The 14489-nt window shown below is 62.8% G+C and carries 4 protein-coding genes; 3 read left to right on the top strand and 1 reads right to left on the bottom strand.

All coding sequences use genetic code 11. The features are described 5' to 3' along the window. Positions 1 to 250: 250 nt before the first annotated feature. From KI811_RS09845 to KI811_RS09835, 3 genes are all read left to right on the top strand, one after another. On the top strand, positions 251 to 2836 hold the full coding sequence (locus KI811_RS09845) for a CxxxxCH/CxxCH domain c-type cytochrome (protein WP_425513821.1): 2586 nt from the start codon (positions 251 to 253) through the stop codon (positions 2834 to 2836). A gap of 122 nt (positions 2837 to 2958) precedes the next feature. Next, positions 2959 to 11568 (top strand): CxxxxCH/CxxCH domain c-type cytochrome, encoded by an 8610-nt coding sequence (locus KI811_RS09840; RefSeq protein ID WP_214186306.1) that lies wholly within the window; start codon positions 2959 to 2961, stop codon positions 11566 to 11568. A 237-nt stretch (positions 11569 to 11805) separates the two neighbouring features. Beyond that, entirely contained in the window at positions 11806 to 12837 is a 1032-nt protein-coding gene (locus KI811_RS09835) for an ankyrin repeat domain-containing protein (RefSeq protein WP_214186305.1), read from the top strand. A gap of 25 nt (positions 12838 to 12862) precedes the next feature. Here the strand turns inward: KI811_RS09835 and KI811_RS09830 are convergent, their stop codons facing one another. After that, positions 12863 to 14449, bottom strand: a complete 1587-nt coding sequence (locus KI811_RS09830; RefSeq protein ID WP_214186304.1) for a tetratricopeptide repeat protein — start codon at positions 14447 to 14449, stop codon at positions 12863 to 12865. Positions 14450 to 14489 lie beyond the last annotated feature (40 nt).

Genomic DNA, 14489 nt, shown 5'->3' with positions numbered 1-14489 from the left:
TAATTTCATTAGAAGAGCTAGGCGTAAAAAAGCGTAGCATGGAGCGAGGTGCGCTTCAGGGAATCATGCGAGTGATTCAAACGGGTTGAGCCTGCAATGAAATGAGTCGCCGTAAACGGTGTGCGATATATTGACACTGGATTACGGTTATTTGACGGGTTGATGCCGAAAATTTGCCTTTCCCTTGAATGTGCGGATGCGGTGTGCTCACCATGAACAGGATAAAGATGTGGGGGAAGTTATGTGTGCGGTGAATAAGACAAAACGAAGCAATAACGTTTTGACGGTGTTCGCAACGTCCGCTCTTGCCGGACTGACGGCTCTCTTCCTCCTCATTCCCGCCGGCGCGGCTGTCGCCGGAACCATTACCAGCTGCTCCGGCTGCCACGGCATGCCGCCTGAGGACGCAACCTTCCGCAATATCTCCACCGGCGGATTCGCCGGCAATCACGGCACCCACGTCGGCGCTCCCGCCGGTGCCGGCGACTGTACCAGGTGCCACAATAATTCCGGGTATCTCAACAGCCACCGGGACGGCAAGATCCAGCTGTCGTCGAACATCAATACCTCGCCGGCTCCCGGCGGCGGCCAGTACAAGGTGTCCGGAACGGCAATCACCTTCAGGAACCAGACCTCCATTCCGGTTCCCGGCGCATGCAGCAATGTCAACTGCCACTTCGAGGCGACAACTCCCTCATGGGGATCCCCGGCATTCACCTCTCCGGCCGATTGCAATAAATGTCACGGCGCCCCGCCAAACGGCGGAACATCGGGCGCGGCCGGCAGCCATGCCAGGCACGACCAGTACTATGCCGGAGCCGCCAACTGCCAGAAGTGCCACTCGAACAACGCAACCTTCCAGCATGCCACCAGCGCGGGGCACCGCAATCTGAACATCAGCTTCGCCGCCGCGCCCAACAACGGCAGCGGCGCCTATTCCGGCGCCCTCAACGATTACCTTCCGAGCCAGACCAATGCGTTCGGAACCTGCACCAACCTCTACTGCCACAGTAACGGCCTTAAAGCCATGGGCAACTTCTCCACCGTTACCACCCCCACCTGGGGAACTCCCTTGCCCGCCAACTGCACGGGGTGCCACAAGTCCAACAACGCCTCCGGCACCATCATGGCCTCAGGCAGCCACAGCCGCCATGTGAATGCGGCCAAGTTTTACACCATCGGCTGCGAGAAGTGCCACGCCGCCACGGTCAACAGCACCATGGCCATTGCGGACACCTCCGTCCACGTCAACAAGAAAGTCAACATCAAGTTCAACAGCCTGACGACGGCAACGAACGGCACCTACGGAGGCCAGGCCACCCCCTACGCCAAGGATCCCGGCACGGCCTACGGGCAGTGCAACAATGTCTACTGCCATTCGAACGCACAGAACGATGGCGGGGTCGGCATAACCTACAAACAGCCGACGTGGGGCAATGCGGGAAGTGGCGCCTGCGGCACCTGCCATGGCACCAGCCACAGCTTCGCGGCCGAGATCACCACGGGGAGCCACACAAAGCACCTGGCCAAATCCCCCTATTCCGACCCGACGGCCTGCATTGTCTGCCATAACGTCGGCGGTCTGCCGTTTGACGGCAGCTGCAACAATTCGTGCCACTCCGGAACATCAAAGCACACCGACGGCAAGATCGATCTCATATTCCCGTCGAATTTCGGTGCCTCGGCGGTCTACAACGGCAACCCGAGGCCGGGCAACGGCTACAGCACCTGCTCCAATATCTCCTGCCACTACAGCACCACCACACCGACCTGGGGAACGTCAACACCCATCAACTGTGTCGGCTGCCATACCCTTGCCATACTGCTGGCCAGCGGCGCCCATGCCAAGCATATCAGCGCCACCGTCGCGCCGACCCTGTACAACTACACCGCCAACCGCTCAACAGCGGCTGAATACAATTTCGGCTGTTCCACCTGCCATCCCGTCAGTGCAACCAATCACTTCAATACGGTCATCAACGTGACCCTCAAGAAGGATGAGGCCGGGGTGGGAAGCCTCCGCGCCAAGAACAGCGCCACGGCGGTCGGCATCAACGTCGCCAACAGCGGCATCATCGGCACGTCAAAGACCAGCATCAGATGTACCATGGCCTACTGCCACAGCAACGGCAACGCCGCCAACCTGATTTACGCCACCACGCCGGACTGGTACGGCGGCAGCTTCACCGGCGACCGTTGCGCCAACTGCCACGGCAACGCACCTAACAGCACCATCGCCGGGTCCAAGTCCCACTACAACAACCGCTTCCTCGGCTACACGGGCACCCCCGGCGGCCACCAGATCGGCATCCACGCCATGGGGATTTACAGCAGCCCCAGTGCGCTGGCCAAGGCAGGTACCACCGGACGGAGCAGCCACGGCAACGCGGCCACCGCCACCACCATCAGCTGCAACATCTGCCATTACCTGACGGTCACCACGGCCAGAAACGATGAAAACCCGGTCTGCAAGACCTGCCACTATACCGGCAACACCGTGGGCGCCCTGGCCGGAAACCCGGCCGCCATCGCGGACCGGTCGAAGCATGTCAACGGGACGGTCGACGTGGCCTTCAACCCGGTCAACATGATCTCCAAGGCCCAGGTCCGTCAGAAATACTACGTGACCCATGCCTACAGCAGCGTCTGGAAGCGCAACGTCGGCTACAAGGTCTCCGGCTCCAACGACTCGGCCAAGGCGCCCTTCAATACCGCCACCATGTGGGACGGCTCCACCAAGACCTGCTCCAACATCGCCTGCCACAACGGGAACAGCGTGAAGTGGAGCGACAACAACGGCGCCGTCGAGTGCGTCAGCTGCCACGGGTCGCTGTAGGGGTGTGTTAATTGCATTGTAGGGGCGCACCGACGTGCGCCCTTGATCCAGCGCATAACAGGGCGCACGTCGGTGCGCCCCTACAATAGAATTTCTTTCCACTTACTGCACGAGGTAACGATATGGGAACGACACTTGCCAGGAAAATCAGGGGAATGAGTTTGTGGACGAAGATCGGCATCGTCTTCATGCTGCTCACCGGCTTCCTCGTGTACCAGGGAGTGTTCGAGCCGCAGTTGCTGAACTCGGCCACCAAAACCTACTACTTCACGACGGATACTACGTCGGTGAATCTGGGCGCCGACGGCAACACCAACACCACCAGCACCCTGAACGGCAAGATTTCCCTGAAGACCGGAGTCTACGCCACCTCGCGCAGCGTTTCCGCCGCCTCCAACACCACCGCCCAGAGCATGCTCAGGGCCTACAGCCCGGCTTACACCTCCAAGCAGACCCTGACCGCGCCGGCGGTCACCATCGGGGTCCGCGACCGCAACGGCACCGCCAACACCATCAACTGGTGGGCCGAAGTCTATGACTACAACCCGGCCGGGACCGCCAACAACGGCGTGCTGCTCTGGACCTCAAACACCGTGGAGGCGCATCCGTCGGTCCAGACCCCCCTGGACCTGACCTTCGCCAACCCCCAGCCCAAGGATATCGACACCGGACACCGCTTGAAGGTGGTCATCAAGTGTCAGATGTCTAACACCGCCTCGTCGGCCCGCCTCTACTGGGGCAGCTCCACCAATTACTCCTTCTTCACGGTGACCGAGGCGAACTACGTTGCCAATTCCGTGACGGTCACCAACCTCGCAGACTACTACAACGGCCAGCTCACCTCCGTCACCCAGGGCGACAAAAACGTGCCCATGCTGCAGTACGATCTCTACTCCAACGTTGCTGGCGGCGCCACCTGGACCGGCGGCAAGCTGGACAGGATCGGCACCAATGCCACCACTTACCTCAACGCGGACGAGCCGGGCGACGTCTCCTTTTCCATCTACAAGGATGCCGATGGTGACGGCCTGTTCGAGGCAACGGATACCCTGGTCGGCGGTCCGTACAACTTTACCCAGCTGACGGGTCAGACCTACGCCCTGACCACGGCCCAGACCATCACGTCGACGCCGCAGCGTTATTTCGTCGTCTACACTGTCCTGCGCACCGCAACCCCCTCCACCACCGTGGGGGCCCGCATCGTCGACGGCAGCTTTTTCACGGTCGCCGGCGCCGCTGGCGGCGTGCAGAACGTCACCAGTACCTCCTCGTCCACCCCCACCATTCAGTACGGCGGCGTTGCCGTCTCGAAGGTCTACAAGGCCGACTGGGATGCGGGCACATCCCTGGCCGGGATTGCCGAATCGGGCGGACCGCTGATCACCGACTCGGCCTGCATTGTCAGGAACACCGCCGGCTCGGGCTTCCCCCTCGTGGGCCTGCTCAACTATCCGGCCCACACCTGCACCAGCGTCGCCGGCCAGGGGTATTCCACCACCACGGACCAGAGCGATTTTATGCGGCTCTATTTCGGCGGTACCGGTTATGCCTCGGCCATGAAGACCATCAAGGGTACCTCCTTCACCTATCGGGTCTACGCCCCGAGCAGCGGCGGCACCGTCACCCTGCAGCTCTTCTATGTGACCTCCGGCGGGGTTCGGGTCAATGCGCCGATCACCTCGAAATACACGATACCCTCGTCGTCGAGAACTTCCAGTCAGGTGATTACCTCCTCCCTGGCCGGACAGGATTTCAGCAATGTTCCCCAGGGGGCGCGGCTCGGCATCCAGGTCGGCGTCACGGCCAACATGCGGATCTGTCTCGGCTCCGCCAACGGCCTGACCGGCAGCAGTGCCGGCGCCAACCTGACCGTCCAGGAAACAGCCGCCGAGAACGAGAACGTGGACGTGGGGAACGGCGTGGCGATCCCCGACGCCAATGTCTATGCCTCCGACACCGGCAAGGTGCTCGATGCCTTCACCCTGACCTCGGCCAAGGCCAAGACGGTCACCGGCGTCACCCTGACCGGCAATGCCCTGTTCACCAGTACCAACATCAAGAACGTACGGCTCTATCGTGATCTCAGCACTGCCGGCACCATCGGGACCGTTGACGGCACCGATATTCTGGTGGCCACGGTCCCCGGTTCCAGCATCAGCGGCAACAGCATCAGCTTTACCGGGCTCTCCGAGAGTATCACCGCCAAGGTCACCCGTTACCTGGTTGTTGTCGATATCGGCGACACCCCCAACGTCAACGTGATCGTGAAGGCCCTGGTCAGCGGCGTCACCGTGGCCACCACCGGCATCCTGGGGAATAATACCGACAGCGCCTCAGCCACCCTGACGATCCAGCCCACCACCACCCTGACCAATGGCGCGGCCGAGCCACCCAGCACCATCATCAATGCCAGCAGTGCGGCAACAAAGATCGACGCCTTCGGGATCAAGACCAACGGCGGGATCAACGACCAGATCAACACCGTCACCGTTACCCTGAGCACCACCTCGTCAGTGCCGGCCGGGGAATACATCTCCGACTTCGTGTCGAGGGTGGAGATCGTCAACAGCGCCAATACGGTCGTCTACGGCTATCTGACCGCGCCGACCTACCGGAACCTCGACCAATGGCAGGTGGCCACCGCCAACCTTAACGCCACCGTCGGCACCACCGAGTGCTACGTCCGCGTCACCCCCAAGACCAACCTGGGCGAAACCTATGTGGTGAAAGCCCAGGTGACTTCCCTGACCCATCTCAGGACCATCAACAGGCTAGTGCTGGGGGGAGACACCTCCAGCGCCTCCATCACCCTTGACGGCGCCCCCCCCACCAATCCGGGCAACTTCGTCGCCACCACCGGCACGGCGGGCACCGACATCAGCCTGAACTGGGATCCCTCCACCGAAGCCAGCGGCAGCGCCATCACCTACACCCTCGTCAGGGGGCTTGGCAACGCCCCGGCGCCCAAGGACTGCACGCCGGTGGCCGGCAAGGTGTTCCAGGTCTACAAGGGGGCCTATCCCGGCACCAACCCGGAAGTCTACGAAACCGGCCTGGAGGAAGGGCAGAACTACAGCTACCGCGTCTGCGCCACCGACTCGGTCGGCAACATCAGTACCGGCTCCACGTCCCACGCCACCGCCGGCATCGTCAACCGGTGCAACCTGGCGCCAACCATTGAAGTCAAGCCAAGCGCCTCCTATGTGAAGGCGGGGGAGACGGTGGAGATGACCGTGGCGGTCACCAACAACGACACCGGCGTCTGCGGCAGCGCCAGCACTTTCCATCTTTCCACCGTCGGCACCCCCAATACCGCCGATTTCGACGCACCGGTCTTCACGGAGAATGACTTCGTCCTGCCGACCAACAAGGGTTCCAAGTACCTCAAGCTGCGGGTAACCGCCAAGGCCGGGGCGCCACAGATGGCGATGGACCATTTCTCCGTCAAGGTGGACAAGTCCGGGGCCTCCGCAGCCACTGTCCAGTATCCAGACCCGATGCACGTGGTCGTCAACAAGTATGGCACCATGATGCACAGCAGCATGCAGCTCGGCACCACCAAGTACGGCCAGTGGGGGCTCGATTACACCTGCGCCACCTGCCATAACCCCAACTCAACCAACCTCAAGAGGGTCAGTAATGTAATAGCCACCCCCACCGGCAACCGGTCGGTGGTGTTCACCACCATTTCGGCGGCCGAGAGCGTCACCTCCGGCGTCATGGGGAACGACAAGCGCCTTGGCACCACCAGCACCAACGTCTGCGAAGTCTGCCACCACAACGCCCGGTTCCACCAGTACAGCTCCAGCAAGGTGGCCTGGAACACCCACAACAACAGCGAAGACTGCATGCGCTGCCATGACCACCGGATCGGCTTCAAGACCCTGGCCGACGGCCTCTCCTGTACGGACTGCCATGGCTATCCGCCTGCCACAAAGAACCAGCTGGTCATTCCGCCCACCAACGTCCTCTATCCCTACGTGAGCGGTGACGACGCCGGCGCCCATCCCAAGCACAATGACCGCAACGTCAAGTGCCAGACATGCCACAGCAACGCCAACCACATGACGAGCGCCCAGCCGAACACGAAGCTGAACATCGGCTTCGGTATCCAGAGCAGCAACTTCTCGGGCTTCAACCCGAACGTCCGCATCGCCAGCGGCACCCTGAAATCCGTCGATCCGGCCAACAACTTTGTCTATGAGGCGGCCCCCGGAACAACCATTGCTCCGGCCTATGACAAGATCATGACCTGCAGCGTCTACTGCCACGGCTACTGGAACGGCAGCTACACCACGAGCGGCGGCTACAACACCGAACCCGCCTGGAGCGGCACCACCCAGACCGGCTGCGGCTCCTGCCATGGCGCCAGCGGCACGCAACCTCCCCCCACCGGCAGCCACAGCAAGCACGCCGGCACCCGCCAGGGGTATGGCAACGGTATCTCCTGCACGGTCTGCCACGGCTACCGCAACTACTCCTCCAGCGCCGTCCACATCAACGGCAATGTGGAATGGGACCTTTCCACCATCACGACGAGCGCCACCTACAAGGGGGCCAACAAGGGGAGCACCGGCGCCCTGGCTCCCTCCGACCCGGCTAGCTACGGCAGCTGCAGCGCCCTCTACTGCCACAGCAACGTCCAGTCGGCAAACGGCACCGCCGGCCCCACCTCCTACGGGACCCCCACCTGGGGAGGGACGGTCACCTGCGGCAGCTGCCACACCCACTCCGCCACCGGCGGCCATGTGAGCGGCGGCCACAGCCAGCACACGGCGCCTCCCGACGTGGAGGGCTTCGACTGTCGCATCTGCCACGGCAACGGTGGCGACGCCAATCCCCTGAACCACGCCAACGGCAAGATCAATTTCATGTTCAGCGGCCTGGCGGACAATACCCACTACTCCTACAGCTCCGCCAAGACGCCGGGCTCGGCGCCGTACGGCACCTGTTACAACAGCGACTGCCACGGCCGCAGGACCATCACCTGGGGACCGTCCACCGCCACCCCCCTGTGCGACAAGTGCCACACCACCAACCCGGCGCCCACCGGCTTCTACGGCACCGCCGGGCCGAGCGGCACCAAGGCCAACACCGATCCGTACGTGGGGGCCCACTTCCAGCACATAACCTCCATGCCGTACAAGCTTTCGGCCAAGCTCGACTGCTCCCAGTGCCATCTCAAGCCGACCAGCCCCTACAGCCCCGGCCACATCGACAACGCCCTGCCGGCCGAGATCAACTTCGGCACCCTGGCCACCAGCGGCACACAGAACGGCTACTCCAGCGCCGCCCATCAGCCGTCCTACAACTACGGCACCAAGCAGTGCAGCAACGTCTGGTGCCACGGCGCGGGCATGAACTCCAACGAGGGGACCGGCCCCTACGGCTCCATCGGCCCAGAGGCGCAGGGCCTTGACGGCGGCACCCTCGGAGCTCCGGTTCCGGCCGTCTGGAACTCCCCCTACCTGGCAACCGCGCCCGACAAGTGCCAGACCTGCCACGCCACGCCGCCGCCGGCCCCCGAATCGGGCTACCAGCATTTCGACGACGACACGGGCGCGCCCTACGCCCGCACCAAGTGCACCAACTGCCACCGGCATCTGAACGCCGATGCCACCGGCTTCAGCGATCCGACCAAACATGTGAACGGCCAGATCGACAGCTGCAACAACTGCCACGGCCGGCCCCCCATCGATAACGGCACCCTGACGAAGCCCGCCATCGGCGCCCTTTCCGAAGGGATGGTCGGCGCCCACCAGGCCCACCGCCTCAACCCGGCCATCGGCAACGACTGCAACGCCTGCCACTACAACTACACCTACGCCATGCCGAGCTACCGGCTTGAAATCGGTTTCCGAGCCTACGGCAACAGGGTCACCAAGGGTGTTTTCTGGGGGATGACGACCCTCCCCAGCACCGGGTACTCGCAGCCCATCGTCTACTTCTCCACCTGGACCAGCACCAAGGTGCGCCGTACCACCGATACCGCCAAGGTCAACACCTGCGAGAACATCTACTGCCACGGCGGCGGCACCAACACCCTGGCGGTCCTTGGCGGCGGCAGCAACACCAAGCCCAACTGGGAGGGAGGACCGTCCCAGGCTACATGCGGAAGCTGCCACGGCGTCACCGGCGAAACCTACAGGACCAGGGGGTCCCACGGTGCCCACGTGGGGACCCTGTGGGGCGAGCCGAAGCTGGCCTGCGCCAACTGCCACGGCCTCAAGGAGAACAACTATCACGTGGACGGCAAGGTGGAGTGGGAATTCTACTCCAGCGCCAAGCGCATGAACGACGCCGCCCAGGCGGCCGGCTACGCGGGCACCTTCGGATACAAGCCGGCCGGCGGCTCGTCCTTCGCCGCCAGCGGCGCCGTCAACAACCTGGCACCCAGTGCCAGCTACGGCACCTGCCAGGTCTACTGCCACAGCGACGTCTCCGACAAGACCTTCAAGATCCCCACATGGGGCGGCGCGCCCATGACCTGCGACAGCTGCCACAGAAACCAGACCTCTGCCGGCAGATACTCCGGCCTCCACCAGAAGCACGCCGCCAGCTCCGTCAACGGCGGCTATGCAATCGAGTGCACGATCTGCCACAACGGTTCCGGAGCCGGCAATCCGCTCCATGTCAACGGGAAGGTCGATATCATCTTCAACTCGACCGTGGTAGGCGCGGCTGCCACCTATGACAGCGCCCAGAAGAAGTGCTTCAGCATCCTCTGCCACGACACCACCGCATCGACCGGCCCGACCTGGGTAGTGGGCTCCACCGACGGCAGGTACCAGACCGGCGCCTACCAGGCCACCTGCATCGGCTGCCATAGTGGCAATGTCGGCGGCCGGGCCGCCGTCGCGACCCAGTTCGCCGGCGAGTCCCACCATATCCAGGGCGTGGCCATGAGTAATGCCTACTGCTACCCGTGCCACATGGAGGCCAGCAACAGCGCGGGCGTCGTCAATACGACCTACCACGACAGAACTCCCGGCAAGACGGTCGACCTGGTCATCTGGGGCGCCGGGGCGCGGGGCGCGGTCTTCACCAAGTACACCGCCGCCGGCAGCACCACTCCGGCCCGCAAGCGGGCGGAATACGCCAAGATCAACAACGTCTGCATCGGCTGCCACAGCACCAAGAACAACGCCACGCAGCCCTTCGGCACCGCCGGCGACACCAGAACGCCCAAAACCTATGCGTGGGACGACTCCAGCATCTTCAACCGGTACAGCTCCATTGCCACCACGCCGTGGGGCAAGGTGACCGGCAACAACACGGTCACCAAGACTCTCAACAAGGCCTTCTCGGCCCACGGCAGCGCCACCGCCAACCAGCGCGGCTGGACCGTCGGCAACGGCACCAACGGCGAAACCTACGCCAATACGGCCAATGGCGCCGTCAATGTCCTCTGCTTCGACTGCCATAACTCCCACGGCACCGACGCCAGCGGCGTCATGAGCAGCTACTCCAGCGCCACCGGCCGTTACAAGGGGGGCATCCTCAAGTCAACCGGCAACGGCGTCGGCGGCTACAGCGCCGACTACATCCCGACGGCGGGGGGCGATTCGACCGCGCCCAACAAGAACGCCTACAATGCGGGCGCGTCCCTCTGCTTCGACTGCCACAACAACAAGACATCTTCGGCAACCGCGCCATGGGGCTACAACGACACCTTTGGGGCAACCGCGCCCATCTACGGCTACCATGACAAGCCGTACTTCGGCAATTACTCCACCTTTGCATCGACGGTCACCTATCAGTACAAGGCCAACAATGGCGATAACAAGGGTGGCCACTTCGGCCCGTCGTCGGACCTGTCCACCGCCGTGACCCAGCGTACCTTCGCCAACGGCATCAAGGACAATCCGTACTCGGCCGGCGTTTCCTCACCCATCAACGGCCTCTGCACCCCGTGCCACGACCCCCACGGGGTCAGCAAGAACACGACCTACGTGAGCGACCGGGCCTATGGCGTGCCGCTCCTCAAGGGGACCTGGGTCACCTCGCCGTACAAGCAGGATGCGGCTCCGGCCAACACCAACGAGCTCCGTGGCGGCGGCAACCGGAAAAGTGGCATCAACGTCGGCAGCACGCCGGGTTACCGGATCGACCAGAACACCATGGGCGTTGCATCCGGCGCACCGCGTGCGAACTGGACGTGGCCCGGCACTCCCAAAACCCTGCAGCCGCAGACCGACGCGCAATTCGCCGGCCTCTGCACCGGGTGCCACGCCAAGGCCAACCTCAACAATACGGCGGCGGCTGCCAACAGCAACTGGAAGACCATGAAGCGGGTCCACAACACGGTCAGCGGCTGGGCCACGGCCAGCGGCGGAAACACCAACAATACCGTGCATGCCTTTACCTGCTCCAAGTGCCATACGACACACAACGCACGGCTGCCACGGCTCCTGGTGACCAACTGCCTGGACGCCAAGCACCGGGGACGGGTCGCGTTGAATGGCGACACCGTCAATGCCGGAACAACGGCGGCCGGCAACAACCAGAGCAGCGGCTCCAGCGGCGCCGGCGTCGGCCGCTTCCCGCAGGGTGGCGGCGGCACCGGGTCGCGACCCGACAGTACTGCCGGCAAGTGGTTCTTCGGCAAGGGAATCGAGACCAAAGTCATTGCGACCGAGTCCAATACTCAATGCCACCAGAGTGCGACAGCCGGCGGCGCCACGTTCACCAACTACACGACGCAGCGCTGGAACAGCAAGTCGCCATGGTAGGAGCAGACACTAACGGAGAGAGCACCACAGCGTGCGGAAAGGAGATGGTCCCATGAAAAAGCGCACCTATATCAAACCGCGGGTGGTCGGTTCGGCTAATGTTCATCCCTGCTGATTCCTGATCCGACACAACCGGACAAAGGTGGGGCCGTCAAGGTCCCACCTTTGTTGTTTGGGGGTGGGCGACCCCACCCAGTGGGCTGCCTCTGTACTGATGGTCGTCCCAAAGGAGAATCCATGCTAATTAGGCTTTTGCTCCTGGTCACTGTTGCCTCCTCGCTGACGTTGCCGCACGTTGCCCTTGCCTACGACTATGACCAGGAAGGGACCAACAAGCTGATGATGCAGCTGATCGCCGATGTCGGCGGGCACGACGCCGTCGCCAAAAACAGCGGCAAGACGTTGCGCTGCAGCCATGGCGGAACCCGGAAGATCACCATCGCCCGCGGGAAGGAGAAAACCAGCTACCGGGGGGAGTACCTGAACTGCAACCAGAACGGCTCCATCCGGGACGGGATTTTCGAGATCGAACTGCAGGGGGATGAGGTCCTGAAGAGTACGGCCCGGCGCTCGAAAAACGGCGAACTGTTCGACGCCGCCATGGAGGGGGATACGGCCCGGGTGGGAAAACTGATCAAGGCGAAGGCCGACGTCAACTACTCGGAGAGCATCGAAAACAGTCAGGGGGGAACCATCGAACAATGGACGCCCCTCATGTCGGCGGTGGCCCGGGAGAGCCGGGAGTCGGTGGGGATGCTCGTCAAGGCCGGAGCCTGGGTCAATTACATGAACAGCCTGGCGGTGAGTCCGCTCTGGATCGCGGCAAACAGCGGACAAACGGATACCGTGAAGTTTCTGGCGAAGCATGGCGCCTATCTCAACAACTCGAACCATGAGGATGTGACGCCGCTGATGGCGGCGGCCATGAACGGCCATCTCGATGTGGTGAGATTCCTGGTCGGGGCGAAGGCGAAGATGAATGCGGTTCACAAGGATGGCGATACCGCACTGATGTTTGCCGTGGCCCGGAACCATACGGACATTGCGCGGTTCTTGATCGATGCCGGTGCCGACGTCGCTATCCGGAACCGGTTCGGAGTAACCGCGCTGATAATCGCGGCTGCCGAGGGAAACGAGGAGATTGTCAGAAGGCTGCTGGAGAAGAAAGCGGATACCTCTGCACGGACCACTGACGGAAAGACGGCGCTGGACGTGGCGCGGGCCAGGGGATTTACGGCGATCGCGGCGTTGCTGGAAAAGGGGATATAGGAGCGCACTTCATTGCGCCCGACCGTTACCGCAAGGCTTTTTTCGGATACGCCGCGAACATTGCCGCCACGGTCGGATTCCTGCGCAGCGTTGCCGCTAATTCCCCCAGCCCCTCCCGGTCGCAGAAATCCAGGGCCGTGTAGATGGCGCGGGCCGTCTCCTCGTTGACGACCTCCGCATAGCGATTTCTCTGCAGACCTGCAACGGCTTTGGCCAGTGAGTCCCTCGCAGCCTTCCGGTCGCCGAGAAGCAGATACATCTCGGTAATGAGAAAGCGTGTCGGGAACGGGCCGTTGGCGGCTTCGTCCTTTTCATACCAGGCTATGGCCTCCCGCACCCGTCCCATCCGCCGCAGGCAGTGGCCGTACTGGAACAGGCCGTTGGCCATGGCGGGGTTGGCGGCAAGCCCGGCCAGGTAAAATTTTTCGGCAGCGGCGTAGTTTCCCCCGCTGTAGTGGTAGGTTCCGATGTAGGGGAAGAGGGTGCAGTAGCGCCGGTCCCGGGCGCAGCTCTCCTGGGCGGCCCGCAGGGCGCTCTCCGGGTCGTTCCTGAGGGTGTGGGCGAGTGCCCGGTAGGCCGCGAGCGATGCTTCCGGGTAGCGAGGTTCCCAACTGTCCAGCAGCGCCAGTATCGCGGCGGCATCGGTGCCGCGATAGTCGTTGTCCACCTGCTGAAGGAGGGTGAGCCGCTCGGCGGGGTCTGCATTGATCATTTCCGGTTTTTCGAGGATCGTTCCGATGGTGTCCCCCACCCAGCGCAGGTGCGGCGGCAGAAAGTCGCCGTTGACGGAGTAGCTGACAACGGCGTCCATGATCCGGTACTTCCTGGCGTAGAGGGCCGTGAACAACTCGTGGAGCGACGGCAGGTAACTCTTCTCGTGGACGGTGGAGTAGGGGGGGAAGAAGTCGGTGTCGATGCTCAGCAGAAGAGGGGAGCTGATGTCGGGGAGCGATTTGATGTCGCAGACCGTCAGGGGAACGCCGTGGAAGGTGCCGCGGAACTGTCTGTCGTGCAGGGAAAAGGACTGGATTTCCTGCTCGTTGAATTCGTAATCCTTCAGGAACCGGCGCATTTTCGCGTCAGGGTCTGCCATCGAGAAAACATCGAACGGTATGACCCAGTAAACCTCCCGGAACATCCCCAGGCGTCCGCCGGCATAGATCCAGTTGCCGATATGGTAGAGGCCGTTGTCCCCCATGCCGGCAGCCCCCCTGAAGCGCCGCCAGTCCCTGTTCCGATGGATGCCGCGCAGGGCTTCGATTTTCTCCTCACGCATCCAGCGCATGTCGTCGTGGGTGTCGATGTTGATCAGGACGGCGTCGCGTATCCCCTTTTCCGCCCAATGGGCCAGGGCCTCGCAATGATCTTCGACCATCAGGGGGGACGTGATCGGGTCCCTGCCGAGGACTAGCTCAGATGAACGGCACCCGTGAAGCTGGGTCAGGGCAAGGAGCTGCAGGGACAGAAGGATGAATTCGCGTCGCGGTAGTGCCGGCATGGCCATGGTGTGGCAGTCACCTTTGGATGGATTTTTGCAGAGAGGTGGTGAGCGGAAAATTGTGTCGCCGGTGAACGGCACTTGCCGCCAACCGCGCTTGAATGGTACGTTCATTTACCATACCAAAAGTGTCGGTTACGGACATGATTTTGTT

Origin of the sequence: Geobacter hydrogenophilus (assembly GCF_018501225.1) — a bacterium.
Lineage (GTDB): Bacteria > Desulfobacterota > Desulfuromonadia > Geobacterales > Geobacteraceae > Geobacter > Geobacter hydrogenophilus.
This window is presented reverse-complemented; position numbering and strand designations above follow the sequence as displayed.

What these genes read in the sequence shown, in the direction of transcription:
- KI811_RS09840 (WP_214186306.1), top strand. Translation starts at nt 2,959, where the DNA reads ATGGGAACGACACTTGCCAGGAAAATCAGGGGAATGAGTTTGTGGACG.
- KI811_RS09835 (WP_214186305.1), top strand. Translation starts at nt 11,806, where the DNA reads ATGCTAATTAGGCTTTTGCTCCTGGTCACTGTTGCCTCCTCGCTGACG.
- KI811_RS09830 (WP_214186304.1), bottom strand. Translation starts at nt 14,449, where the DNA reads ATGAACGTACCATTCAAGCGCGGTTGGCGGCAAGTGCCGTTCACCGGC.